This is a genomic window from Heyndrickxia sp. NPDC080065, from assembly GCF_050281185.1.
Lineage (GTDB): Bacteria > Bacillota > Bacilli > Bacillales > Bacillaceae_C > Heyndrickxia.
Genome location: NZ_JBNNWS010000001.1, coordinates 292,301 through 318,576, shown reverse-complemented (window position 1 = coordinate 318,576; position 26,276 = coordinate 292,301). Strand labels below are relative to the sequence as shown.

Genomic DNA, 26,276 nt, shown 5'->3' with positions numbered 1-26,276 from the left:
GTTGGTTAATGTATTCATAAAACATTATATCCTATCACTTTTTCAAAAAATAGTACAAATTTCCTATATTTAAATAGCTATAAATAATTTAACTATTAAAACTGGTGTCATCCAATTAATTATGAATGTTGTAAAGAAATAATGTAACAGAAAATCCGAATGAAATATGTTAGAATAGGGATATTATCCCCACGAGTAAAACTGCTAGATATCTTCATTAATTTGATTCCTAATACCACTTAGATTAAGTATGTTTTGAAAGGAGTTATCCATGAAAAATTTCATAGCTATTGATTTCGAAACAGCCAATCGTAATAGACATAGTATTTGTGCAGTAGGAATGGTGTTTGTAGAAAAGAATAAAATTGTAGATACAGTTTATTCACTGATTGATCCAGAGGAACCTTTTGACGGAATGAATACATACATCCACGGAATTCGGTTATCTGATACTGAAGGAGCACCAACTTTTAACACGTTTTATGAGTCGATACAAGATAGATTGAAGGATCAAATTATGATTGCTCATAATCTATCTTTTGATGGATATGCATTAAGAGATAACTTAAATCGTTACAATATCATGCCTGTTCAGAGTAAACTGCTCTGTAGTTATCAGCTTTCTAAAAGATTGATACCAGGGAAACCAAGTTACTCACTTAAGTCGATTTGTGATCATTTTGATATAGATATCATCAATCACCATCATGCATTAAGTGATGCTCAAGCATGTGCTGAGATCATGATCAAACTTTCAAATGAATTTGGATTGCATGATTTAGAAGCTATATTTTCAAAAACGAATATAAAAGCGGGAGAAATATCTCCAGGGCATTACAGATCCTCATTAGTTTCTTCAACTAAAAAGAGAAAGCTTGATGTATCATAACTAAACATACTTCATTATGTAAGATATAAAGGAGAATATAACTATGAGTGAAAATACAAAGTTTATTGGATATGTAGGAACATATACAAAAGGGAACAGCGAAGGGATCTACACTTTTACATTAGATACAGAAGCAGAAAGAATTCAGGATGTTAGGGCTGTAGCTAAGTTAGACAATCCTACATATGTGGAGATTAGTCATGATAATCAATTTCTCTATTCTGTCGTAAAAGAAGGTGAATTAGGTGGTGCAGCTGCTTACTCCATTCATAAACAAACGGGAGAATTAAAAGAAATCAACAAACAATTATTAGAAGGAGCTTCTCCTTGCCATGTAAGCGTTGATGATAAACACCATACAGTCGTGACAGCAAATTATCATAAAGGAACGGTTGAAGCATATCTAATCAACGTTGATGGCAGCCTAAAACCAGCAGCGTCCATTATTGAGCATAAAGGTTCAGGTCCGAACAAAGAAAGACAAGAAAAACCACATGTTCATTATGCAGGATTCACACCCGACGAAAAATATGTTGCTGTTGTAGATTTAGGAATTGATCAGCTAATTACTTATGAAGTAAACTATGGTCAATTAAAAGAATTAAACCATCTTTCTGTTAAACCTGGAAGTGGTCCACGGCATCTAACCTTCCATCCAAATGGACGATTTGCCTATCTTATGACTGAGATGAGTTCAGAGGTCGCGGCATTAAAATACAATCATGAAGATGGAAGTTTTACAGAGCTCCAATATATTTCTGCTATTCCGGACAATTTTACAGAGAATAGTCAAGGAAGCGCGATTCATATTTCTTCTGATGGACGCTTTGTGTATGCAGCGAACCGAGGACATAACAGTATTGCTATTTTTAGTGTCAATCAAGATTCTGGTGAACTCAAATTTGTCGAACACACTCCAACAGAAGGCGATTGGCCAAGGGATTTTGTATTAGACCCTACAGAAAAATTTCTTATCGCTTCAAACCAAAATTCCAGCAATCTTGTCCTATATAGAAGAAATGCAACTACAGGAAAATTAACACTTATTCAGTCTGATGTGGTTGTTCCTGACCCTGTGTGTGTTAAATTTTTAAATAGGTAGTTTTTGTTTTAATCATGGCCTAACATGTGAATATAATATTCCTATAAAGCAACCTCCCTTAAAGCATGGGGAGGTTTTTCATATATGGTCAGCTCTTTCCTATTATTTTTCCAAGCCTATTGATTAAAAAGATATAAAAAATTGAGCTTTTTCTGTACATTATCTAGATGTATTTTACAATAGACCTTCGCTAATTCTGGCTTTCCTTCTTCAATGGCTTTCAAAATGTCTTCATGTTCCTTATATACTGCATGCCTTTTTTCGTTTAGTCCGATATTTTGCTTTAGAGTAACACTTAGAGCTTTTTGATATTTTTCCGATAAGTCATGCAATACTTTAATCATAAAAGGATTATGGGTAGCATTTACCATAGCTTTATGGAAATTGAAATCGGCATCGCGGCCAGAATCACTTGTTGAAAGCAGGGTTTGCTTAAAATCGGTCAGGGCTTTTCGTAATTCCACTAAATCCTCTTCAGTTCTTCTTTCAGCAGCAAAGAATGCAGCCTCTGTATCCAAAATATATCTTAATTCAAAGAGTGCCTTAATTTCTAAATACTCTTCTGTGTTTATCTCAAAATTTTCTAATAAAAAATGGACGTCAACTTCACCAATATAATGCCCCCCTCCTTGTTTCGAGGAAAGAATTCCAAGGGATTTTAATCCGCTAAGTGCTTCCCTAACTGTAGATCGGCCAACATTATAATTCTTTGCTAAAGTTAGCTCTGGGGGAAGCTTAGAGTGCACAGGAAATTCCCCACTATTAATCTTTGAAATAATGTCACGAACAATATGATTAGATAAAATGTTTTTTTCTTTTTTCATTTTTATTTCGTCCTTTTTTATTCAAAATTGTCATACATATTTTATTGTGAAATTTCAGATTTTTTATTGTGCTCAAGTAGAAAAGAAAGTAAAATACTAATATGATAATAGTTATAAAAATATGAATTGTCAAATTAGTGTCTTTCAACAAAAAATTGTCTGACAAATATTTTATGGGAACGAAAAGGGAGATGGAAGAATATGCACTATGATTTTCTTATTATAGGCTGTGGAATAGTCGGTCTTTCAACCGGATATACCATTATGAAAAAGTATCCAAAAGCCAAACTATTACTGCTTGAAAAAGAGAGTGAATGGGCAGCACATCAAACGGGGAGAAATAGTGGTGTTATTCATTCAGGGATTTACTACAAGCCTGGCAGCTTAAAGGCAAAATTTGCAAAAGAAGGTGGAGAGAAGTTAATTCACTTCTGCCAAGAGTATGGGATTCATTATGATATTTGTGGAAAAATTATTGTCGCTACTGAAGATAGAGAATTAATAGAATTAGATAAATTGTATAATCGTGGCCTGGAGAATGGTTTAAAGATTGAAAAATTAAATAAAAATCAAATGCAAAATATAGAGCCATCTGTCAATGGGGTTGCTGCAATTAAGGTTCCGATGGCTGGGATAGTAGATTATAAAAAGGTATCGGAGGCTTTTGCTCATTATATGTTAAATCGAGGAGGCGAACTAAAAACAGAAACAGCAGTTGAAGAAATTCATGAAAATGATAATGAAATTATTGTTGGGACGAATCGAGGAACATTTTATACGAAACACTTGATTAATTGTGCCGGCCTATTTAGTGATAGAATAGCAAAATTAGCAGGAATAGATCCAAAAATGAAAATTATTCCATTTCGGGGTGAATATTATAAGCTGAAGGAATCTAAGTCACATTTAGTAAAGAACTTAATCTATCCAGTACCAGATCCGAAATTTCCATTTCTCGGAGTACATTTAACAAGAATGACGAATGGTGAGATCCATGCAGGTCCTAATGCTGTTTTAGCATTGAAGAGAGAGGGGTATAAGAAAACAGACTTTGACTTGAACGATATTTACGATGTATTGTCTTATCCAGCGTTTTGGAAAATTGCAAAACAAAATATGAAGTATGGCCTTGCAGAAATGTACCGTTCATTTAACAAAAATAAATTTTTGGAATCATTAAGAAAATTAGTCCCTGACATAGAAAAGGATGATTTAGTAGAAGCAGACTCCGGTGTACGTGCACAGGCACTATCAATTGATGGAAAGCTAATAGATGATTTTATGATTATAAAAAGTAAAAGGTCAATTCACGTATGCAATGCACCATCCCCCGCAGCTACAGCATCCATCGCAATTGGTGAAGAAATTGTATCAAATATAGATCATTTAGATTTAGTTGCTATTTAATAGCGGTGGAACTCGTATTTTATCTTAAATAGATGATTATTTCCTACATTTCGAGATTTTATATGTTTTATAGGTTTAATCTAAGATAGAATTGAAGAATAAAGAAATCGGCTAGCTCGCCGATTTCTGCTTTTCTTACCTCGATCTCTCATCTTTAGAAAGATGCAAAAAGTTTTTCCTAAGATGGTTAATTCATCATTATGGCAATATGTTTCCTCTTGAAGATACGTAAAGTGAGTACCATTCTTCTCTAGTCATTAATTCGGATTGACGGATGGCATCCTGACAATTCTGAATACGTTCAGGATTAGTGGTACCAATTACAGGCTGAATCTTTGCTGGATGGCGCATTAACCAGCCGAGGACAATTGCTTCTCTCGTTGTGTCTTTTTCCTTCGCCATTTTTTCAACTAATTCCTTCGTTTTCATCTCGGCTTCAGTAGGATGATCTATCTTATTTCCTGTAAAAATCCCTCTTGCCAATGGAGACCATGCTTGAATTTGGATATCATTAACCATACTATATTCAAGTAAGCCATCTCCAAAATGAGTGGTTGTGCCTGCATTCTGATTAACTAATACACCTTGATCAGCCCAGTCAAGTTTATGTAAGCTCATTTCTAGCTGGTTCACAATCATTGGTTCATCACAATACGTTTGAAGAAGTTGAATTTGTGCCTTATTCATATTAGAAACACCGAAATGACGCACTTTTCCTGAACTTTTAAGCTGTGAAAAGATTTCAGCAACTTCTTCAGGTTCCATTAGGGGATCAGGTCGGTGCAAGAGCAAGATGTCAAGATAGTCCACTTCCAACCTTTTTAATATTCCATTGACAGAGTTTAAAATATGTTCTTTAGAAAAATCATATCTTCCAGGTGTATGCTCATCTTTAAATCGAATCCCGCACTTACTTTGAATGACGATTTTCTCTCTCAAGCTTGGCTGTGATTTTAATACTTTGCCAAAAACTTCTTCTGCTTTTCCTCTTGTATAAATATCTGCATGGTCAAACATCGTGATTCCAGAAGATAAAGCAGCTTCTATTGCTTTTTCCGCTATTAACAGGTCTTCATTTGTTACTGGACTGTTGTCCCAATTTCCTCCGAACCCCATACAACCTAATACTAGCCGACTAGCTGATATCTTCCGCTTTTCTAAAGGCATGGTACGCATGACATGAAAAACTCCTTTTCTATTGGTTGTTTTCGTAAAGAATGGGCTATTTTGTATAATGTTTAAAATCCTAATAAAGTTAAGTTTCGGGACATCTTTTCTAAATATGAATATGCTGGTTTTTATTTTCAAAAGCAACAAAGTTTTAGAAAAGAGCCTTACTATTTAGTACATCCCATCTACTCTCAATTGTACGGAATACAGGCATTTATGTCAGCAAGTATTTTAGAGTGCCTGTATCGCAAATACAACATTCTTTTTTTCTAAGATTTTGATAAAGGATTTTCTTTTTCCTCTATCGAATATTTAATGAAAAATCAAAGTTTTAAGAAGAGCTCGAGTTCCTAGATCAGCCTCGGGTAAAAATGTTAAAGGAAAGACTGATATTTGGCTTCATTGGGAAAGTCAAATAGCCGACTTTACTTATTACTGTTTTTTACCCTCGAGGGGTTGCCGCTTTAGCTAGATTATCAAAAAGGGGATATGGTTCAAATGGAATTTCAGTTTGAAAGAATCTTGCTTCAGGTATTGATGGTGCTTTTCCCTTTTGTATTATATTTAGTGCTTGTAAATGGGAAAGTAAGTGATTTGAGAAATAAAATTATGTTTGGATTAACTTGCGCAATAACGATTGTACTATCATTGACTTTTGGTGTTCACTTGAATCCAAACAAAATTCTTGATCTACGGCTTATCCCTTTGTCCCTTTCTTTTATTTATGGTGGAAATATAGTAGGAATTATCGTTTCTGTATTTTACATAGTTATACGCCTTTTCATTGGAGGTGAAGGGGTGCCGCCTGCTGTTTTCGGGGTTGCGGTCACCAGCATAATAATATACGGGAGGCAAAAGCAATTTTTTTCTTGGACATTAAAAAGAAAACTGATTATTTCAATGGCATTTCTATCCATTGCATCGACTCTTCACTATTTAATAGGCAGTACATTATTAGGAGTAAGTATGACTTCGAACAATATCGTGCTGTTCTGTTTGTTTATTTTAGTCAATGCGATAATCATATGGCTGCTAATCTATTTAATCGAATCACAGGTTGAAAAAATGACACTACATAAAGAAATTCAAAATGCAGAAAAATTCAATGTGATCGGTCAGCTTGCAGCAAGTGTTGCTCACGAAATTCGTAATCCGATGACAAGTATTAGAGGGTTTATGCAAATCTTGCAGTCGTCGAGTCGACTCTCCTCATCGGAAAAGGAATACACGAAAATATGTATTGAAGAAGTGGATAGGGCAAATTCTATTATTGCTGATTATTTAGCACTTGGTAAAAACCATTCAAATGAGAAATGTAAGCTTGATATTATCAGTGAAATAAAACAAGCTGTACGTTCTTTATCCTCCTTCGCGACGCTTAATAATGTTCAGTTGAATTTTACTCAAAGGCTTCCTATTTATTTAATCGGAAACAGTAGCAGGGTTCAACAATTATTCATTAATCTAATTAAAAACGGGATTGAAGCTTCAAATGGGAACGGGGAAATCGATATAGAAGTTACAATGGACGAGAAGCATGTATACATATCAATATCCGATGACGGGGAAGGAATGAGCAAGGAAACGATTGAAAATTTTGGCCTTCCGTTCTATTCAACAAAAGAAAAGGGCACAGGATTAGGACTTATGGTTTCAAGACAAATTATAGATGAAATGTCCGGCAGCATTGATGTAACTAGCACAAAAGGCATCGGAACCTTACTACGAATCACCTTCCCCAGGGCAAAAAAACAAAGTGCCAAACAAGGTGCCTGACACCATCCGTGGACATTTCATGTTTTTTTCCATCCATGGTGGACAGAAAGGGAAGGTTTTACATTTAGACGTAAAAAGTGTCCATATGGGACGGAAAAATAAGTGAAAAGTCCATAAGTGGTGCCTGACACCATTATCTTCAATTTTTTTCATATGTATTGTATACTTAATATTCAGATATATATATGAATGGAGTGATTTTTTTTGGATGATTTTACTGATATTATTACAATTATAATGATTTTTTCTATCCCTATTATTGCAATCGTGACAGCTCATATCCGGAAGAATGCCAAGATCAAAAGCAATTTGATTAGGGAAGAGTTGGAATTAGAGAAGCTTAAACATGAGAACTTTTTGCTAGAAACTGAGAAGTTGAGACTTGAACTGGAGCAAATGAATATAGATTCAAAAGATGATCCGAAAATTTCGTGAAATAAAAGCACCTAACAAAAGAAAAAAACTAGGAACAGCGATACTGTTTAGATTTTATGGTATCGCCTTTTTGATGTAAAAAAACGACTATTTTCGTACAAAAATTAATAAATATGTTGAATATATTCTATTTTTGATATCTTTTGTCATGTTGCAGGAAAATGGGTTCCTTTATCAAGAATATATGTAAAATCTAATATCTTTTATTTATTCAAAATTAAGAAAGGAATGGCGAAATGAATAATAATCAGATTTTACGAGCGTATTCGATAAAGGAAGTTTCAAAGATAATAAATATACCAACAGGTACAATTAGACAGTGGGAGAAGGACTTGGATGGTCTGCTTGTCATTCCCCGTACACAGCAAGGTGCCAGATATTACACCGAGAATGAAATTATTTTGCTTACAAAAGTGAAAGAAATGCGAAATAAAAATGTTAGCAAGGACATGATTCGTTCCCTATTAGAAAAATCTTTACATCAAAGCTCCGACTCGACTAATGAGATAACCGTTCATGCACCTCAAGAAATTTCAAACGAATTGGCAAAGGAAGATCAGAAACCAAATATTCAGCAATTTTACACGGTAATTGAAACCAACAAACAAGAGTTACTAAGGGAGTTTAAACATGAGATGGTTGTTAGCAGAAATGAGATGATAGCCGAAATTAAAGACGAGCTTTCAATGGCTTTCCTACAAACAGTAAATGAAATATCAAAATCTATCCAAAGATCCAATGATAAAAGAGTTTCAGAAATCCATGAGATTTCCGAAGCAATTATGAATGCTTCGAAACAAACTTCTGAAACATTCGAAACCCTTTCAAACGACATTACGAAAGGTTCGGAAGCTACTTACGAAAGGCTAACGGCAAGAATAGGAGATTCCTCTAATGAAAACAAGATTGTTTTGAACGAGGTTTCTGAATCTGTTAAAGATGCACAGAGTGATATAAAAAATATCGCCGAGTCACTCGATGCCCAGCAAGAATTTCTAATTGAATCCCTCAACGAATTAAAACAATCAACAGAAGAAATACAGAAAAGAGAAGAAGTTTTTCAAGCGATGCTAGCAAGTTACAGACAAGCTGCTGCAGCAAAAAATAAGAAAAGGAAATGGTGGAAGCTATGGACATGAAGTAAGGAACTGTTAAAGAAACTTTAAATGATTGAATTTATCTGTATAGAAGATTAGTCTCCATTAAAATTAAAAAGAGTCACTCTTAATACAAATTGTCATTGAGTAAACGAGCGCAGTCGGTGTGGCCATTACATTTCTACTTTAACAACGATCACCGTTTCTTTTCCAATAAGCATATTAATCGGAGACTTCAGGAAATCACTTATTTGCTTGTTACTCGCTATCCTGACGTGTTATTATTTTTTTCTGCTTTATTTTTTCGATTCCTAATAAAAACAATCATTAATAAAAATAGGGGAATGACAACTTGCATAGGAATATGAATATAAATGGGTATAAAGGATGTACCCTTTTTTATATGCTCTGCAATATTACTGGCTATAGAGATGGAGAAAAACAGAATAACTAAACCGAGTGGATATACAAGTTTTAGATGATTTTTCAATTTGAATAAATCACTAGTTCCTATGACTGCGGCATAGAAAAATATGGCGATTTTAAAAAAGCAGCCAATGATTGTGGCGAACATAAAGAAGACATCCAGGCGCTCCAAAAAATTAGCCACTTCAATTTTTTGAATTGTACTTAGTAGCGGAAAAGCTGAACGAGACACAAGATCTACTCCAAGAACAGCTATATTAACTGCTGATGTAATTGTTAGGTTTATCCCACTCAATACCATTGCCGATATAACAGCAAATTTTGCTTTAGATGGAATATTTAAATAGGGAAGAATCATCGTAAAAACAATCGTTTCACCAAATGGAAAGTAGATTGTTTCCGTAATAGTGGCATGAAGAATGTGACCCAATCCTTCTTCCAATACTGGCTTTAATTTGCTCAGATCTATAAGACCAGATGCAACAATGAGAATAAATCCCGAAAATGCAAGAAAATAAAGAAGGATAAAAAATATTTCACCTGTTCTTGCCAGAACCTCAATTCCTTTGTGAATGGCATACATAATCGCTAAAATCATCATCGAATTAATAATAAACATCGGTGTATTCGGATACGCAAATGTTAATAATAATTCACCAAAATCTCGTAAAACTAATGCTCCTATATAAAAAAAGTATAATAAATAAATAAAAGCGATTATCTTTCCTAAAAACGGACCAATTATTTTCTGCACATAAGATGTTAATGGGATTTCAGGATAAAATCGGAAAAGACGATAGTATATAGCATATAAAAATAGTCCACTAAACATCCCAAAAAGAATAGAAACCCATGCATCTTGCTTAGCCTCTGTGCCTAAAGCAATAACAAGTGAACTTCCATGTTCAAATAGAAAAACTAAGACAAATAATTGGTAGGCATTTATTTTACCCTTTTCCACCGTAGGTCACCTTCTGATATTTCAATTTTATTTCTGAAATATTTTTTTGCACATGCTAGCAATTTTTTTCGATAGTCTTCTTTCGATTTTTAACATATGCAATCATCAGTAATAATAGCGGGATGATGATTTGCAGAGGAAGATGTATATAAAGAGGTATAACGATTAATCCTTCTTTTAACTGTTCAGAAAAATTGCTGGCTATAGACATCGATAAGAAAAGAAAAACTAATCCAAGGGGATAAATAAGCTTTTTGTAATTTTTCAGTTTGAATAAATCAGCGGTACCTGTCACGCCAGCGTAGAAAAATATTCCAATCTTGAAAAATCCACCGATAATAGAAAAGAGCATAAAGAAAACATCCAGGCGTTCTAAAAAATTTGCTACTTGAATTTTCTGAATCGTACTTAGTAATGGAAAAGCTGAACGTTTCACAAGATCCTCTCCGAGAACCGCTACATTGATGGCGTCTGTAATGGCAAGGTTTATTCCACATAATGCTAATGCCAATAAGCCGGGAAGTTTCGCCTTAGAGACATTGCTTAAATAAGGAAGAATCATCGAAAAAACAATTACTTCACCGAATGGAATATATAATGATTGCTTAAATGCCACGTTTATTACAGTGCCAAAACCTTCTTCTAGTACTGGCTTTAATTGGTTTAAATTTATTAGTCCAGAAGAAACAAGGAGAATAGCTCCCGATATTGCAAGAAAGTAAATAAGTATGAAATATATTTCTCCTGTTCTTGCCAATACTTCAAACCCTTTATGAACAGCATACATGATCGTCAATGTCATCATTGCCATAATAATAAATATAGGTGTATTTGGATAGGCAAAGGTTAATAATAATTCACCGAAATCCCGTAGTATTCTTGCTCCAATATAAAAAAAATATAGTAAGTAAATACAACCTAATAGCTTCCCAAAAAACGGACCAATTATTTTTTGAACATAGCTTGTTAGTGGGAGATCGGGATAAAATAGATAGAGACGATAGTAGATAAGATATAAGAATAGACCTCCAATCATGGCGATGAAAATTGAGAGCCATGTATCTTGTTTTGCATCAGTTCCTAAAGAAACTACAAGTGCACTTCCTTGTTCAAATAAAAATATTAATACAAATAATTGGTAGGCTGTTATTTTTGCCTTTTCCACCTTTAACCACCTTCTGTTATTTAGTGCCTATTTCTGACATATATGATTTATTACGCAATCCTGTTCGACGTATATATGTATCTACCTTTACTCTTACTTCAAGTGCGGGGAACCCTACATCATTCCAATTTCTCTCAAGTTTCTTCCAAGCTTTTGGATTACTTCGATGGATGATATCCCCAAACCCAAAAACATCAGATTTTTCTTTTTGGATTTTTTTAACTGTACTTTCTATTTCTTTTTTTATTTCCTTCGTGGCAGCAACTTCAAGTAAATGAATGGTTTTTGGATCTTTTAAATCAACTGGTACCTCTGTTTCTCCAATATCACCTTCTGTCTCCGTATGAATAATAATTACGGGCTTATCATTTTCCATTTTTGTTCGCACAGAAGTTTTTCCTCGAGTAACTTCTAAGGAAATTGCATTTTTATTTCCTTTCCAGTTAATATCTATTGTTGTTTGTTTTATCTTATTTAAAATAAAGGTAACACCACGTGCAGTTTTACCATAAATCCAGTTCTTTAGTTTTCCATCTTTGAAGATTGCAAGCCCACCAGCTTGTAAACGCATTGCAGCTTCAGTCGTCTGTGTATTTTCTTGTCCTTTTCCTTTCTCGAAATTGCCCTCCATCTTAAATCCACTAATGACAGGCATTTTCCCAGAACTAACAAAATCGCTAACCACTTGGTCTATATTTACTTTCAAATTTTCTCCTAAAGCTTGTTCGGTAAATTTTAAAGCTTTTGTAATTTTATTTGCTGGAATTTTGTCAATAGGAGTAATCATTTTTAGCATATCCTCTGCTCTGGCATTTTCCGCAATAACAACAACCGCGGTAGTCCGAAATTGTGGATCTCTTTCAAAAGAATCAAAAATTTTATAAATTCCCTCCCTAGCGAAATCCTCTCCAATTACAATAAGATTGGCATGGGCATAATACACTTTACGTGATATTTCTTTTGAACTACGTCTTGCTGCGTCAACCATATTTTCTCCCGATGAACTGTAGACTGTAACGGGAATACCACCGCCACCACCACCGCCACCGCCTGCTTGGCTTCCGGCTACATTTCCAGGGTTAATGATTTGAAGTGTAATTAAAAATTTTCCATCCTCTGTTTTGTCAACGCCCATTGCATTTACTAAAGAAATATCGGTTAATTCATTTTTATCCCAACATCCGGTAAGCAGTGTGAGACTGACAATTATTAATAACCATAAGGTTACCAATTTTTTCTTCATTCAGGTTCATCCTTTTTATTATTGGGTTGGTTTTGGCTAGGTGGGTGCGGCTTTTGATTATTTCCTGAACGTACAATGTTTTTCTGGTTAATTAATCTTGGTCTTTCTCTGTTCACCCATTTTGGCATACGAATCACGGAATCACCTACATTGGTGGGAATGAGTGGTGCCAGTGGAGACATATATGGAATACCAAAAGAACGTAAACTACATAAATGAATTGTCATCACTATTAACCCTAAAATTAGTCCATAAAGGCCGAAAGTAGCCGCAAGTACCATGAAAATAAAGCGAATTAAGCGAGCTGAAATTGCCATTGCAAAGGAAGGGATTGAAAAATTTGCGATCGCTGTAATAGAAACAATAATAACCATTGCTGGAGAAACGATCCCTGCTTGAACAGCAGCTTGACCAATAACAAGTGCTCCAACTATGGAGACCGTTTGTCCGATTGCTTTTGGCAGTCTTACACCAGCCTCACGCAAAATTTCAAATATCACTTCCATGACGATTGCTTCTACAAAGGCGGGAAAAGGAACCGATTCCCTTTGAGCAGCGATAGAGATGACGAGCAGTGTTGGTATCATCTCTTGATGAAAAGTAGTAGCTGCTATATAGACTGATGGAGCGATAAGGGAAATAATAAATGCTAAAGCTCTTAACAGACGAATTCCTGAGGTAATGTCAAAACGGGAATAATAATCATCCGCTGCCTGAAAAAACTCCACAAAAAGTGCTGGTGCGGTAAGTACAAAAGGGGTCCCATCTACAAATACGGCGATTCTGCCTTCCAAAAGATTAGCTGCAACAACATCGGGTCTTTCTGTATGATTGAGGGTAGGAAACGTTGTAAATGTCTGATCCTCAATAAGTTGTTCAATATATCCTGTTTCTAAGATACTGTCGATATCAATCCGATTTAATCGGGTTTTTACTTCTTTAATAATGTTGTCATTAGCAATTCCATTAATATACATAATCGCAACATCTGTTTGCGTAACCGTGCCAAGCTTCATTGATTCAAGCCAAAGATTTGGGTTTTTTATCCTTCTTCTAATGAGTGAAGTATTGGTTCGAAGGGTTTCTGTAAAACCTTCCCTTGAACCACGAATAGTCGTTTCTGTCCCAGGCTCTGAAATTTGTCTTTTTTCTCCGCCAACAGTACTTACACTTAAGGCTTCATATGCACCGTCGATAAGTATAATCGTTTCACCAGATAATAGAGATAAAAATAAATCATCCCATTTAAAAATGGATTTTATCTCGCCAATGGCAATCATTTTTTCTTGGATGCTGTGAAGTGCATGGGCAGCAGAAATTGGATGTCCTAAATCATCATCATTATTTTGAATTATACCTTCTAGTAAAAAGTCATTAATTGATACTCCATCGACAAGTCCGTCTGTATAAATAACTGCTATCTTTACTTTTTTTGCAATCATCATTTTCCGAATAACAATATCTGAGCTGTTTCCGGTTATTTCTATTATTTTATTTACATTTTGAACTAAATTGTTTTCGAATTCTTCATTTGCTGTAGAATCTACTTCTCCGCTTTGATCTTTTCCTTTTTTAACATTTAGTTTCTTCTTTTTCTTTCCATACAAATTCCACCAAAAAGGCATATTGATTCCTCTTTTTCCATCATTGTATATATCAAATGTTTCTCAATAGGAAGAAAAATTATGCACGAATGAGATACTTTAAGAGAAAAAGGACAATATAAGAAAAAACGAACGGGTCTTAACATTCGTAAAAAAATGCATGAGATGGTTTTTCAAACCTTCTACAACGGATTTATAAGTAATCTTTCTAGATTTTTGAAAATAAAATTAAAAGACAGTATAGGAGGGACTTGAGCGGTGAAATTACTAGGTATAAGTATTGGGGTTATGGGGGCATTAATGATTTTATCAATCGGAATCGATATGTTAATGGGGTTAACACTTCCGAAGGCAATTATAAATGGGATTAATCCTTTTAAAGTAATGGATCCAGTTGAACTCTTTATCTCAATCTTTTTTATTCTACTTTTTTTTATCGATTCTATAGGTACTTACATTCGGAATCGGAAAAGTAAAACATAATCCATCTATTAGATTTGAAAGCTTCAGTCAAATAAAATGAGCATTTATTGTATGATGAAAAAGGTCCAGACATCTAATAATCTAATGGGTACAAAGACCTTTTATACTAATATAAAAGACAAACGAAAGAACTATTTTATTGTAAAATAGTCGAAATAGTAATAATATTCTGCCCTCTTGTGCTATCATTTTTTTAACAAGGCTCTTTCCGTAAACTTTGTTGCTTCGGAATCGAAAATCTTTTATATTGCATATTTCTAGAGATCTTAGTGAATTTTTCACAAAAAGATACCCGAATCCAAGCTAGATTAGGTTGTGAGCCACTATACAAAATAGCAACAATCTATGCGGAAACAGTCTTCAACAAAGGTGGAAGGGGGAAATGGAATGCGGAAAAATCATGTGAAATTATGGTTTATTGCTCTTGTCATCATGGCGATAGCGATTCTTCCTTATGTAAATAAGGAACCGTCCTATGTAAATGCATCAGAGGAATATGGCGAGCTAGGGAATCAAATCAACAAAATTATGAATGACAAACAACTAGATGGGGCAGTAGCAGGGGTAAGTCTTCGATCTGCCACAAGTGGAGAAATATTATATGAACACTTTGGGGATATGCGCCTTAGACCTGCATCGAACATGAAACTATTGACTGCTGCTGCTGCATTGGAAACCCTCGGAGAAAATTATCAATTTACTACAGAATTATTAACAGATGGGCAAGTCAAAGGCAAAGTTCTTCAAGGTAATCTTTATTTAAAAGGAAAAGGGGATCCGACACTTTTAAAAGAGGACCTCGATCAATTTGCAGATGAATTAAAGGAGAAAGGTATTAAACAAATTCATGGCGATCTTATTGGCGATGATACATGGTATGATGATGTTCGTCTATCCCAAGATCTGAATTGGACAGATGAGACAGAATATTATGGTGCGCAAGTTTCAGCATTAACACTATCGCCTAATACGGACTACGATACTGGAACGGTAATTGTTGATGTGAATCCTGCATCTAAAGATGGCAAGCCAGCAGAATGGAAACTGACACCGGAAACCAATTACGTGAAAATTATTAATAAAGCAGTAACGGTTGCAAAGGACGGAAAGAAAGATATAACGATTCAAAGAAAGCATGGTACAAATACTATTGTTGTGGAAGGAACGATTCCAGTAGGTGCAAGCGCTGCAAGGGAGTGGATGTCCGTTTGGGAGCCTGCAGGATATGTATTAGATGTCTTTAAACATTCTTTAGAGGAAAAAGGGATTCGATTCATTGGTCAAAGTGTAGTTCAAGAAGGAAAAACACCCAATTACAGTGTGGTTTTAACAGATAAAAAATCAATGCCATTAAAAGAAATATTTATTCCTTTCATGAAGTTAAGTAACAACGGCCATGCTGAAATGCTAACTAAGGAAATGGGGAAAGTTGTTCATGGTGAAGGAAGCTGGGAGAAAGGATTAGATGTTATCCGTAAAACCGTATCAAAGCTCGGTGTAAACACAGGAACGTTAATGCTTAGGGACGGATCCGGAATGTCTCATGTATCGATGATACCTGCCAATGAGATTACGAAACTTTTGTTTGCTATTCAGCAAAAAAGCTGGTATCCGGCATATCTCGCTTCTTTACCAGTTGCAGGAGAAAGTGATCGTTTTGTCGGAGGAACACTAAGAAATCGTATGAAAGAGCCCCCTGTGAAAGGAAATGTAATTGCAAAAACTGGTTCACTTACCGCAGTTAGTACCTTATCTGGATATGTGAAAACTAAAAGCGGAGAACCTATTATTTTTTCTATTTTAATCAATAATTATGTCGTTTCTAGTGTAACAGGAATTCAAGATCGAATTGCTACATTGATTGCAAACTACGATACAAAGAAATAATCCGAGTTGGTGGTGGGACGCGGGGTCTGGTCCTGTGTCCCGATTGTAATAGGAATTTTCATCATTTAGATGTTTGGGAAACTTGCTTGTGCTTTAGGAGTTTTGAAGGAAATGCCTCGTACAATTTTACCATTTTTACGAAAATTCAGTTAAATTCATTGTGATTCTGCTAAAATAGATGATAGGGATGTTAGTAATTTATCTATCTATGAAAGGGGAAGTTACGATGGAAAAGATGTTGATTCCTTTTAAATTTTTAGAAGTAGTAGATGCGGTCGAAGAAAACATTCCAGAGGGTATTCAGCTAATCCATGCCCCAGAGGTATGGGAAGAGGCAAATTATGGTGAAGGTATTATCATTGCCGTTATTGATACAGGCATTGACAAAACTCATCCCGATTTAAAAGATCAAATTATTGACGGTAAAGATTTTACGAACACAGGGGACTTTCAAGATGATCATGGTCATGGTACACATGTTAGTGGAACAATTTTAGCGGCAGCGAATAATGCGGGTGCCATTGGAGTAGCTCCACGTGCACGCGTTTTAGCATTAAAAGCGTTAAGAGGAGATGGGCAGGGAGATGTTAAGTGGATCAATGAAGCGATCGAATATGCAATTAACTGGAGAGGACCAAATGATGAAAAAGTTTCTGTCATCTCCATGTCACTTGGCGGACCTGAAGATAAAGAAGAACATCAAGTTATTCAAAAAGCGGTTCAAAATAATATATTAGTTGTTTGCGCTGCCGGAAACAACGGTGATGGACGAGATGATACGGATGAAATTAGTTATCCAGCAGGTTATTCAGAAGTGGTAGCCGTTGGCGCTGTTGATTTACAAAAGAATCTGGCTGATTTTTCAAATACGAACGACGAAATAGACTTAGTAGCTCCTGGTGTGGGGATTATTTCCACATACCTTGGCGGAAAGTATGCCAAGCTCAGTGGTACATCCATGGCAACCCCGCATGTAAGTGGAGCAGCGGCCTTAATCAAAAACATAGAAGAAAAAAACTTCGGCCGTACTTTTACAGAAGCCGAATTATATGCGCAATTATGCATTAGAACTGAAGATTTAGGAATTAGCAAAAAGGCCCAAGGAAACGGCCTTCTAAATCTATCAGTCAACCAAAAAAGTACAGAAAAAGAAATTACCATAACAATAGAATCAAAAAGCCTCCAACTTTCACCACAAACCTTTTCTGTCCAATATAACTAAACGGTGCCTGACACTATTCGTGGACAAATGGACTTTTTTTCCGTCTGAGGTGGACAGTGGAAGGTTTTTACAATGGTTAGCTCTGTAGGGAAGCTCCTCTCTACGGAGCTTTTCTTTTTCTGTTTCTCTTTAGACTTTAACGCAAATATTTTATGTTAAAATGCTAATATATGCTAATCCTATTAAATGAATAGCGATATGAATGAACTAAACGATATTTTTTAACAAATTGGCACAGCAGGAGGGACAGAAATTGAACGAAATCATTGAAACAATCTTAAATCACCGTTCTATACGTAAATATGAGGACAAGCCGCTCACTGAGGAACAAATTGAAATAATCGTTAAAAGTGCACAAGCTGCTTCAACATCAAGTTATGTCCAAGCATATACCATTATTGGTGTTAAGGATAAAGAAAAGAAGAAAGAACTTGCTCGATTGGCAGGAGATCAGACCTATGTTGAAAATAACGGTCATCTGCTGATTTTTTGTGCGGACTTACATCGCCATGAGTTAATTGGTGAAATGGAAAATACAGAAGTTTCTCAGTCATTAGATACTACAGAAAGCTTTATGATTGCCGTAATCGATGCCGCACTTGCTGCACAAAATGCCGCATTGGCAGCTGAATCAATGGGGCTTGGAATTTGTTACATAGGCGGTCTACGCAATAACTTAGTTGAAGTTTCAGAAGTGCTCCGTATTCCCAAACATGTAATACCATTGTTTGCTATGACGATTGGTTATCCGCTCCATACATCTGATAAAAAACCGCGTCTACCATTCAAACATATCTATCATGAAGAGGAATACCAACCTGATTCCTCTATTCTAAAAGAACAATTAGAGGATTATAACGAAACGGTACAACAATATTATGAAGAACGGACAAATGGAAAGCGCCAAGACACATGGACAAGCCAAATGGCAGAAAGGTTTTCAGAACCAAGACGTATATATATGAAAGAGTATGTACAAAAACAAGGGTTTGATAAAAAGTAAAACATAATGTATACCCTATTCCTATTTTTTAGGAGTAGGGTTTTTTGTCGCGATTAATTGTTCCTATTCACCCTTTAAAATCCACGAAAAAACCCCAACATATGACTATTTTCACGGTAAAATTATCACAATATTCTTATAAATAACTTAACATTTATATAACAAAACATTCATATGCGGCAATTACACTTTATTTGTATTTATCACAAAAATAAAGGAGATGGAAAAATGAAAAAGAAACATGTCATTGCCGCCGCTATCGCTGCCCTTACGATTACATCAACTTCAGCTTATGCTGGTGTTGCTTATAATCGTACTGCAGGCCCCAAAGAAGATCAAACAGGAGTCACACCGTATAACTGGACGCTAACTCCTGCTGGAGAGCAGGTTTATCTAGGGAATTTTCCAATGGGTGGTGCAATGAGTCCTGATGGACGTTATCTAGTTGTTTCGAATGATGGACAAGGAACACAATCGATGCAAGTGTTCGACACGACAACTAACAAAGTTGTTCAAACCATACCTTATGCTTCTCCTGAATCATTATTCCTTGGTGTCGTTTTTTCTCCGGATGGAAAATACCTTTATGCATCCGCTGGAGGAAATAATAAAATACGAAAGTTTACTTTTGCAAATGGCAGATTAGCTGAGCAAGCGTCTATTTCCTTAAAAGACAATCAAAATACAAATTTCTATCCTGCTGGCATGTCTATTTCAGAGAACGGATTATATCTCTATGTAACAAACAATCTTGACCATTCAGTTTCAAAAGTCGACTTATCCGTGAATAAAATTGTTAAAACAACCTCTGTTGGAAAGAATCCTTATATGGCGTATTTATCAAACGATGGAAAAAAATTGTACGTAACGAACTGGGGAGAAAGCAGCGTCTCTATAGTTGACCCGGATACGCTGGAAGTAAGGGATACCATTTCAACAGGACTTCATCCAAATGCTATTGCAGAAAATCCTAAAACAAAAGAATTATATATTTCAAACTCTGACGATGATACGGTTTCTATTATCGATGGCCGTACGAATCGAGTAGTGGAAACGTTGTCTGTAAAGCCTAAAAAGAATGATCCAACAGGCAGCCAGCCAAATGAATTAACCGTGTCACAAGATGGAAAAACATTATATATAGCTAATGCCGGCAATAATGATGTAATCGTTGCAGATGTTTCTAAAGGGAAAGCTAAAATTAAAGGCTTGATTCCAACTGGCTGGTATCCGACAGGTGTTTATTTAAATGAACAAGACAATAAAATCATGGTGACCAATGCAAAAGGGTTAGGAGCGGGTCCAAACCCTGAAGGACAGTATATTGCAAATATGATAAAAGGATCGCTTTCAGTCATTGATATCCCAAATCAAAAGGAATTACAGAAATATACGAAACAGGTGGAGGAAAACAACACGATTAATTATGAACACGATGGAAATAATCCAGTTCCTAAAAATCCTAATAAAAAATCACCTATTAAACATGTAATCTATGTGATTAAGGAAAACCGAACGTATGATCAAGTATTTGGTGATTTAAGAAAAGGAAATGGTGACCCTGGACTCACTGCATTTGGCGAAGACATTACACCGAATCTGCATAAATTGACGAATCAATTTGTTACGTTTGACAATTTCTATGCAACTGCTGAAATTAGTGCACAAGGTCATAACTGGTCAACAGCAGCAAAAGCAAATGACTATACTGAAAAGACTTGGATGGCCAATTATTCTAGTAGAAACCGTGGCTATGATTGGGAAGGAGATAATGAGGCAGCCTATCCTAAAGAAAGATATATTTGGAATAATGCACAACGATCTGGTGTAAGCTACCGTGTCTATGGAGAGTTTGTAGATTTTGATAAAGAGAAAAATCAATGGGTTGCCACTGATCCAAGTATCGCAAACAATTTTGATGCGAGCTACCCTGGATATAATCTTGATATTTCAGATCTTGTCAGACAAGAAGAATGGGAAAAAGAATTTAATGAATTCGTCAAAAATGACAATCTTCCACAGCTTCAAATTGTAAGATTGCCTAATGATCATACACAAGGGACAAAAGTTGGGAAGCTAACTCCGCAAGCAATGGTTGCCCAAAATGATTATGCAGTGGGTAAAATAGTAGACGCTGTGACTCACTCAAAATATTGGAAAGATACAGCGATCTTTATTACGGAAGATGATGCCCAAAATGGATGGGATCATGTGGATGCCCATCGCACCACATCACTAGTAATCAGTCCGTATACACAAACAGGAAAACTCGATAGTACGTTTTACGATACGACGTCCATGCTTCGAACAATGGAATTAATACTTGGAATGAAACCAATGACACAGTTCGATGCTTCCAGTATCCCTATGTCAAATGCATTTACGAGTAAGCCAGATTTTTCAACCTATCAACATGAGGAACCGAGATACCCGATTGATCGGATAAACGGGCAAAATGCACCGGCAGCACAGCTCTCTAATACTTTAGATTTTTCAGCTGCTGACAAAGCAGATGAAGTAACATTGAACAAAGTATTATGGGAAGCAACGATGAAGGGGAAAAAGGCATATGAAGAAAAGCAAAATAGTCATTACAATAAATAAAACAACATTTTAGAGCTCCCGTTACGGGGGCTCTACACATAAGAACGAGGAGCTGAATACATATTGAAAAAATTGATATCGTCTCTTAAGCAGCGATTGATTCTCTTATCCGTTATCATTCTCTTAATTTTTGTATGGGGTTTATATTCAGCATCACAACTAAAGAAAGAATACCTTCCGCAAATCAATAATTCGACATTGATGATCACATTGAAAACACCAACTAGTTTAATAGATGAAACACAGAAAGAGCAGTTAATGAAAGAGATGGTCAAAAATTTAAAAGAAGTTGAGGGACTTCAATCGGTTGAATCAACCATTTATCCACAAGGACTTTTCTTAAGTTTATCTTTTCCACAAAATACGCAGATGGAAGAGGCAGAAAAAAACGTGAAATCCTCTTTGCAAATGGTAGATCTGCCTTTAGATGCTAGTAAACTGGAAATTTCAAGAATCGATTCGAACGCGTTTCCTTTTATACAAATCAGCCTGACATCCAAGACAGGGGAAGATGTCCAAGCAATGAATGCGGATAAAATACAACAGCAGCTTGAACAGATTCCTGGTATTAAAAAAATTGAATCTAGAGGAGACGGTAAATCTGGTTATGTCATTACGTTAAATAATAAGAAATTATTATCATATGGCCTTACATTTGAAGACGTAAATACTGCCTTAAAAAATACATCAGCAAAATGGACATATGGTAAAATCCAAACGAAAAATCTGCAGCTATTTTTAAATGTAGAAGGATCACCTCAAGAGCAAACTCAATTGGAAAACATTGTTCTTAAAAATGAAAATGGAAAAACATTATTACTAAAAGATATAGCCACCATTCAAAATAGCTTTATTCAAGTAGAGACGATAACTAGAACAAATGCACAACCAAGCGTTTTATTAAGTCTTTATAAAACTTCATCTTCAGATATTACCAAGATGAGTGAAAAAGTTTTAACAGAACTAAAGCAAGTACAAGCATCCTATCCTGACATTAATATAAACATCATTACCGATCAGGGGGAATCCGTATCTCAAGCAATCAATGGATTATGGATAGAAGGGGCATTAGGGGCATTTTTCTCTGTACTTTGTGTTTTCTTCTTTTTCCGGGAATGGCGTTCTACAGTAGCAATACTTTTTACATTGCCTATATGTTTCCTTGCAACAGTGTCCATATTACATTGGATGGGTATTACGTTAAATCTACTAACTGCTTCGGGCCTCATCGTTTCAATGGGAAGGGTAGTGGATGATTCCATTGTTGTGTTAGACAATATGTATCGAAAACTAGAACAAAACGGCAGATATTCTTTATCGGTATTAAGTTCTGCTGTAAAGGAAATGATTCCTGCAGTTGTTTCTTCCACATTAACGACCATTGCTGTGTATCTACCATTAACGATGACTGGTACGATGGTTGGGGATGCCTTTTTTGGTTTTGCTTGGGCTGTAACGATTTCATTGCAATGTTCGTTGCTGGTTTCCTTAATTTTTTTACCACCATATGCTGCCTATACATGGGAAAGGCGATATATATCTAAAGCACCCAAGACTGAACAATGGTTTCAACCTATTCTTGAACGTTTATGGAAAAAGCGGACGATTTTGTTCTCAAGTTTATGTGCAGCACTCGTCCTTACGTTAGTAGGAGCCTTTTTCATTCCAGTCAATGTTTTACCTCGATCACACGCAAAAGAACTGAACATCCAAATTGAAAGTGATGAAGGTTCGACGATCGAACAAATGAATGCAGAAGTGAGGGAATTGGAATCATTATTAGGAAAACATGAAGATATTCAAGCTTTCACATCTTCCATCGGCTCCTCTTTTACCCCAACCTTCGATGATGTATTTGACCAGGTAGGCGGCTGGATTGAACAACCTAATGTCGCTAATGTGTATGTAACGCCGGAGCAAGGGGTTAATATGGACGACTTAATTGAAAAAATTAATGATGATCTTACACGGTTATCATCTACCGCTAACTACACAGTTTCCAATCAACAGATCGCAGGGGACGATTCCCGAGTTCGTTTAGTACTTTCAGGTGGCAATCAAAATGATTTGTCGAAGGCTGCAAATGTTTTAAAAAGCAATTTGCAGACGATTAAGGGGCTGCAAATATATGGAGAAGGTGAACAAGGCGAGCAAGTACGCTTTACAGTGGAGCTGGATGAGGAAAAAATATCATCACTAGGAGTAGATAAGGAAACCGTTTTAACTAAAGTCGAATCATTACTAGATAAACAAGAAAATCTACAAATGATTAATATGGAATCCGCTATCCCTGTACATCTTCATAAACCATCAGATGTGATCCTTTCCTATAGCCAGGGCAGTGATCCGAATCAGGAATTATTGCTGCAGGTTGGCAGGCTATCTTTTAAAGATAAAAACGGAAAAAATATTTCTCTTTACGATATCGCAAAGTTAAACGTTAGCACAAATACAACGATTAGTGAAAAGGATGGACAGCCGATTGCTGTTATAACAGGTAACATACTTACGGAGGATATTGGCGGGGTAACCAAACAAATGAAAGAAATGATCAATGGATTGGACTTGCCAAAAGGTGTACATGTCCAGTTTGGTGGCATTCCAGAGCAGGTTCAGCAAATGATTTGGTCCATTAGTTTTGCAGGAGTGATATCAATTTTACTCGTTTTACTCATAATCACGAGTGTTTTTAAGGGTATTCGTGGACCTTTAGCCGTTCTTTCATCATTGCCTTTTGCATTAATCGGCTCGGTCGCCTTCTTATTTATATTCCGTCAATCTTGGAATCTAGGTGCATTAGCAGGTCTCGTCATGCTAATTGGAATTGTCGCAACAAATGGCATCGTCCTTGTTGATCGCATGGAACGATTAAAAAGGACAGGAAAAGATTTATATACCGTTGTGATACAAGGTACGGCCAGCCGTGTCCGACCCGTGCTGATGACAGCAGCAACAACAGTATTCACCTTACTTCCACTCGCCTTTTTTGGTCAGAATGATACGCTCATCTCTCAATCTTTAGGCTTGGTCGTGGTCGGGGGATTGATTACATCAACATTAACAAGTTTATTAGTAGTTCCCGTTTTATATTATTGGATGTGGAAACCTGCAGTCGAAAAGAAGAGAATAGTAGAAAGGAAAAAAGAAAATTACTTTGGATCAACTAGTCAGGCTGTAAAGTAATTGAACTCAATAAAAAATAAGCAGGATCATGTTCTGCTTATTTTTTTGAAAAATTATATGAAAAAGAGTAGAAGTTTCATACAAATTTAAGATGAAAATAAAATATGGTGATATAAATAGAGTCCATAATTTAGCTTGAATTCATGTTAAAATGGAAATAAATAATAATAAAAAGAGATGACGTATTGACCATGTCATTTACTATCAAATCACGTATGAAAAAAATCTTTATTAAAGTGAGATAAAACATGGAACAAGTAGAAAAAACAACCAATCTGAATGATAATAATCTAGAAATTGAATTCACCAACGTCAGCAAAATTTTTATGAATCAAAACGAGTCTGTCAAAGTTTTAAAAGGGATTAGCGGAAAGGTAGCAAAAGGAGAAATAGTAACGATTATTGGACCATCAGGGTCAGGAAAAAGTACTATCTTATCATTATGTAATTTACTTATCACCCCTGACGAAGGAGAGGTTCGGATTCATGGAAAGGAAGTTCTTGAGTGGGACATCCAAGAGCTTAGGCGTCAGGTAGGGATTGCTTTTCAAAGTGGAACTATGATTAAAGGAACAGCGTTACATAATTTGACTCTACCGGCACGATTACAAGGAAGGACATTGGAAGATCCTAAAAAGTATATGGACTATGTTGGATTAGAAGAAGAACTTTTATCACGGGAAGCGAAAGAGCTTTCCGGCGGGCAAAGGCAAAGATTATCCCTTGCAAGAACTCTTGTGAATAATCCTTCTGTTTTATTACTGGATGAAGTCACATCAGCACTCGATTCTATTTCTGCACATGAGGTGGAAGAACTCATCTTGCGGATTAACCGTGAACAAGATACAACCATTCTTTGGGTCACCCATGATCTTTCCCAAGCAGAACGAGTCGGGGATCAAACATGGCTTATTATGGATGGGAAAATAATTGAGGCAGCTCCCACTCACCTATTTTTTAATGAGCCAAGGGAAGTGCTGACGAAACAATTTTTAGAATTAAAGAGGGATAAGGAATGAATTTGTTTGCGATTTTACTTAGTTTTGGCTTTGTAATCATTGCCCTTTTTCTATCTACAGCATTTAAATTAGGGCTAGGTCGAGACCTAATTATTACAAGTGTCCGAGCAACCATTCAATTGTTAATTGTCGGATATATTTTAAAAATGGTGTTCGGTTTTCAACACCCTTCTGTCATTATCTTAATGCTTTTACTAATGATTACAGTAGCAGCTAGAAATTCTGCAAAACGAGGGAAAGGTTTATCGAATATTTTTTGGAAAATTTTTATAACCCTCACGATTGTTGAGTTAATTACACAAGGATTTTTACTTGGATTTCATATTGTACCTGCAACTCCGCAGTACATCATATCGATCAGCGGAATGGTCATCGGAAACTCAATGATCATTGCAAGTCTATTTTTAAATCGTTTAAAAGGTGAATTAGAAATAAGAAAGGATGAAGTCTTACTCGTTCTGTCACTTGGAGGCAGTCAAAAACAATCCATCTATCCAATCTTAAAACAATCGATTCGGTCAAGCCTCATCCCAACCATTGACAGTCAAAAAACAATTGGTCTTGTCCAGCTTCCAGGCATGATGACAGGTCAAATCATTGCTGGAGCGGATCCTATTCAAGCTGTACGTTTTCAACTTTTAATTGTGTTTATGATCATGTCTGCAGCCAGCTTAACCGCCATCATATTAGGATTTCTTATCTATCCAGGTTTATTTAATAAGAACCAGCAGTTAGATATTCAGGCGTGGAAATAGTATCCACGCCCATTACTGCTT

At 35.8% G+C, this 26,276-nt stretch carries 20 protein-coding genes; 14 read left to right on the top strand and 6 right to left on the bottom strand.

Going from position 1 to position 26,276, the window contains the following annotated elements; all coding sequences use genetic code 11:
* Positions 1-271: 271 nt before the first annotated feature.
* Together ACQKP0_RS01435 and ACQKP0_RS01430 are read left to right on the top strand one after the other, a co-directional pair.
* Entirely contained in the window at positions 272-889 is a 618-nt protein-coding gene (locus ACQKP0_RS01435) for a 3'-5' exonuclease (RefSeq protein WP_427404023.1), read from the top strand.
* A gap of 43 nt (positions 890-932) precedes the next feature.
* On the top strand, positions 933-1,991 hold the full coding sequence (locus ACQKP0_RS01430) for a lactonase family protein (RefSeq protein WP_427404022.1): 1,059 nt from the start codon (positions 933-935) through the stop codon (positions 1,989-1,991).
* 116 nt (positions 1,992-2,107) lie between these two features.
* Here ACQKP0_RS01430 and ACQKP0_RS01425 read toward each other — a convergent pair whose 3' ends face one another.
* Positions 2,108-2,815 (bottom strand): FadR/GntR family transcriptional regulator, encoded by a 708-nt coding sequence (locus ACQKP0_RS01425; RefSeq protein ID WP_427404021.1) that lies wholly within the window; start codon positions 2,813-2,815, stop codon positions 2,108-2,110.
* Between the two features lie 201 nt (positions 2,816-3,016).
* Between ACQKP0_RS01425 and lhgO the strand changes: the two genes are divergently transcribed.
* Entirely contained in the window at positions 3,017-4,222 is a 1,206-nt protein-coding gene (gene lhgO, locus ACQKP0_RS01420; protein WP_427404020.1) for an L-2-hydroxyglutarate oxidase, read from the top strand.
* A 198-nt stretch (positions 4,223-4,420) separates the two neighbouring features.
* Here lhgO and ACQKP0_RS01415 read toward each other — a convergent pair whose 3' ends face one another.
* Positions 4,421-5,398 (bottom strand): aldo/keto reductase, encoded by a 978-nt coding sequence (locus tag ACQKP0_RS01415; protein ID WP_427404019.1) that lies wholly within the window; start codon positions 5,396-5,398, stop codon positions 4,421-4,423.
* 492 nt (positions 5,399-5,890) lie between these two features.
* On the opposite strand from ACQKP0_RS01415, the gene ACQKP0_RS01410 reads away from it, so the two are divergent.
* From ACQKP0_RS01410 to ACQKP0_RS01400, 3 genes are all read left to right on the top strand, one after another.
* Positions 5,891-7,168: an ATP-binding protein gene (locus ACQKP0_RS01410; RefSeq protein WP_427404018.1), complete on the top strand. Its 1,278-nt coding sequence runs from the start codon at positions 5,891-5,893 to the stop codon at positions 7,166-7,168.
* 204 nt (positions 7,169-7,372) lie between these two features.
* Positions 7,373-7,603, top strand: a complete 231-nt coding sequence (locus ACQKP0_RS01405) for a hypothetical protein (protein WP_427404017.1) — start codon at positions 7,373-7,375, stop codon at positions 7,601-7,603.
* A 236-nt stretch (positions 7,604-7,839) separates the two neighbouring features.
* Positions 7,840-8,742, top strand: a complete 903-nt coding sequence (locus ACQKP0_RS01400) for a MerR family transcriptional regulator (protein ID WP_427404016.1) — start codon at positions 7,840-7,842, stop codon at positions 8,740-8,742.
* Between the two features lie 223 nt (positions 8,743-8,965).
* Here ACQKP0_RS01400 and ACQKP0_RS01395 read toward each other — a convergent pair whose 3' ends face one another.
* From ACQKP0_RS01395 to ACQKP0_RS01380, 4 genes are read right to left on the bottom strand one after another with little or no spacing between them, the layout of a single operon-like run.
* Positions 8,966-10,087: a GerAB/ArcD/ProY family transporter gene (locus tag ACQKP0_RS01395; protein WP_427404015.1), complete on the bottom strand. Its 1,122-nt coding sequence runs from the start codon at positions 10,085-10,087 to the stop codon at positions 8,966-8,968.
* 55 nt (positions 10,088-10,142) lie between these two features.
* Positions 10,143-11,252: a GerAB/ArcD/ProY family transporter gene (locus ACQKP0_RS01390; RefSeq protein WP_427404014.1), complete on the bottom strand. Its 1,110-nt coding sequence runs from the start codon at positions 11,250-11,252 to the stop codon at positions 10,143-10,145.
* 16 nt (positions 11,253-11,268) lie between these two features.
* Positions 11,269-12,495 carry a Ger(x)C family spore germination protein gene (locus ACQKP0_RS01385; RefSeq protein ID WP_427404013.1) on the bottom strand — a complete coding sequence of 409 codons (1,227 nt, stop codon included), beginning with the start codon at positions 12,493-12,495 and terminating at the stop codon, positions 11,269-11,271.
* Positions 12,492-14,120 carry a spore germination protein gene (locus ACQKP0_RS01380; RefSeq protein ID WP_427404012.1) on the bottom strand — a complete coding sequence of 543 codons (1,629 nt, stop codon included), beginning with the start codon at positions 14,118-14,120 and terminating at the stop codon, positions 12,492-12,494. The genes ACQKP0_RS01385 and ACQKP0_RS01380 overlap by 4 nt, the downstream gene beginning before the upstream one ends.
* A 237-nt stretch (positions 14,121-14,357) precedes the next feature.
* On the opposite strand from ACQKP0_RS01380, the gene ACQKP0_RS01375 reads away from it, so the two are divergent.
* The 8 genes from ACQKP0_RS01375 to ACQKP0_RS01340 all read left to right on the top strand — a co-directional run bounded on the left by ACQKP0_RS01375 (position 14,358) and on the right by ACQKP0_RS01340 (position 26,255).
* Positions 14,358-14,582 (top strand): hypothetical protein, encoded by a 225-nt coding sequence (locus tag ACQKP0_RS01375; RefSeq protein WP_427404011.1) that lies wholly within the window; start codon positions 14,358-14,360, stop codon positions 14,580-14,582.
* Positions 14,583-14,969: 387 nt separating this feature from the next.
* On the top strand, positions 14,970-16,469 hold the full coding sequence (gene dacB / locus ACQKP0_RS01370) for a D-alanyl-D-alanine carboxypeptidase/D-alanyl-D-alanine endopeptidase (RefSeq protein WP_427404010.1): 1,500 nt from the start codon (positions 14,970-14,972) through the stop codon (positions 16,467-16,469).
* A gap of 226 nt (positions 16,470-16,695) precedes the next feature.
* Positions 16,696-17,691: a S8 family peptidase gene (locus tag ACQKP0_RS01365; RefSeq protein WP_427404009.1), complete on the top strand. Its 996-nt coding sequence runs from the start codon at positions 16,696-16,698 to the stop codon at positions 17,689-17,691.
* A gap of 253 nt (positions 17,692-17,944) precedes the next feature.
* Complete coding sequence (nfsA, locus tag ACQKP0_RS01360) at positions 17,945-18,694, top strand: oxygen-insensitive NADPH nitroreductase (protein WP_427404008.1); 750 nt, start codon at positions 17,945-17,947, stop codon at positions 18,692-18,694.
* A 228-nt stretch (positions 18,695-18,922) separates the two neighbouring features.
* Positions 18,923-21,298, top strand: coding sequence for a beta-propeller fold lactonase family protein (locus tag ACQKP0_RS01355; RefSeq protein WP_427404007.1), 2,376 nt, complete (start codon positions 18,923-18,925; stop codon positions 21,296-21,298).
* A gap of 63 nt (positions 21,299-21,361) precedes the next feature.
* Complete coding sequence (locus ACQKP0_RS01350) at positions 21,362-24,481, top strand: efflux RND transporter permease subunit (RefSeq protein ID WP_427404006.1); 3,120 nt, start codon at positions 21,362-21,364, stop codon at positions 24,479-24,481.
* Positions 24,482-24,729: 248 nt separating this feature from the next.
* A complete protein-coding gene (locus ACQKP0_RS01345; RefSeq protein ID WP_427404005.1) occupies positions 24,730-25,500 on the top strand; it encodes a phosphate ABC transporter ATP-binding protein in 771 nt (256 codons plus the stop codon).
* Entirely contained in the window at positions 25,497-26,255 is a 759-nt protein-coding gene (locus ACQKP0_RS01340) for an ABC transporter permease (RefSeq protein WP_427404004.1), read from the top strand. The genes ACQKP0_RS01345 and ACQKP0_RS01340 overlap by 4 nt, the downstream gene beginning before the upstream one ends.
* The last annotated feature ends 21 nt before the right edge of the window (positions 26,256-26,276 follow it).

Bases quoted from the DNA above. Each gene is read 5' to 3' on its own strand.
- ACQKP0_RS01435 (WP_427404023.1), top strand. From the start codon at position 272: ATGAAAAATTTCATAGCTATTGATTTCGAAACAGCCAATCGTAATAGA.
- ACQKP0_RS01430 (WP_427404022.1), top strand. From the start codon at position 933: ATGAGTGAAAATACAAAGTTTATTGGATATGTAGGAACATATACAAAA.
- ACQKP0_RS01425 (WP_427404021.1), bottom strand. From the start codon at position 2,815: ATGAAAAAAGAAAAAAACATTTTATCTAATCATATTGTTCGTGACATT.
- lhgO (WP_427404020.1), top strand. From the start codon at position 3,017: ATGCACTATGATTTTCTTATTATAGGCTGTGGAATAGTCGGTCTTTCA.
- ACQKP0_RS01415 (WP_427404019.1), bottom strand. From the start codon at position 5,398: ATGCGTACCATGCCTTTAGAAAAGCGGAAGATATCAGCTAGTCGGCTA.
- ACQKP0_RS01410 (WP_427404018.1), top strand. From the start codon at position 5,891: ATGGAATTTCAGTTTGAAAGAATCTTGCTTCAGGTATTGATGGTGCTT.
- ACQKP0_RS01400 (WP_427404016.1), top strand. From the start codon at position 7,840: ATGAATAATAATCAGATTTTACGAGCGTATTCGATAAAGGAAGTTTCA.
- ACQKP0_RS01385 (WP_427404013.1), bottom strand. From the start codon at position 12,495: ATGAAGAAAAAATTGGTAACCTTATGGTTATTAATAATTGTCAGTCTC.
- ACQKP0_RS01380 (WP_427404012.1), bottom strand. From the start codon at position 14,120: ATGCCTTTTTGGTGGAATTTGTATGGAAAGAAAAAGAAGAAACTAAAT.
- dacB (WP_427404010.1), top strand. From the start codon at position 14,970: ATGCGGAAAAATCATGTGAAATTATGGTTTATTGCTCTTGTCATCATG.
- ACQKP0_RS01365 (WP_427404009.1), top strand. From the start codon at position 16,696: ATGGAAAAGATGTTGATTCCTTTTAAATTTTTAGAAGTAGTAGATGCG.
- ACQKP0_RS01355 (WP_427404007.1), top strand. From the start codon at position 18,923: ATGAAAAAGAAACATGTCATTGCCGCCGCTATCGCTGCCCTTACGATT.
- ACQKP0_RS01345 (WP_427404005.1), top strand. From the start codon at position 24,730: ATGGAACAAGTAGAAAAAACAACCAATCTGAATGATAATAATCTAGAA.
- ACQKP0_RS01340 (WP_427404004.1), top strand. From the start codon at position 25,497: ATGAATTTGTTTGCGATTTTACTTAGTTTTGGCTTTGTAATCATTGCC.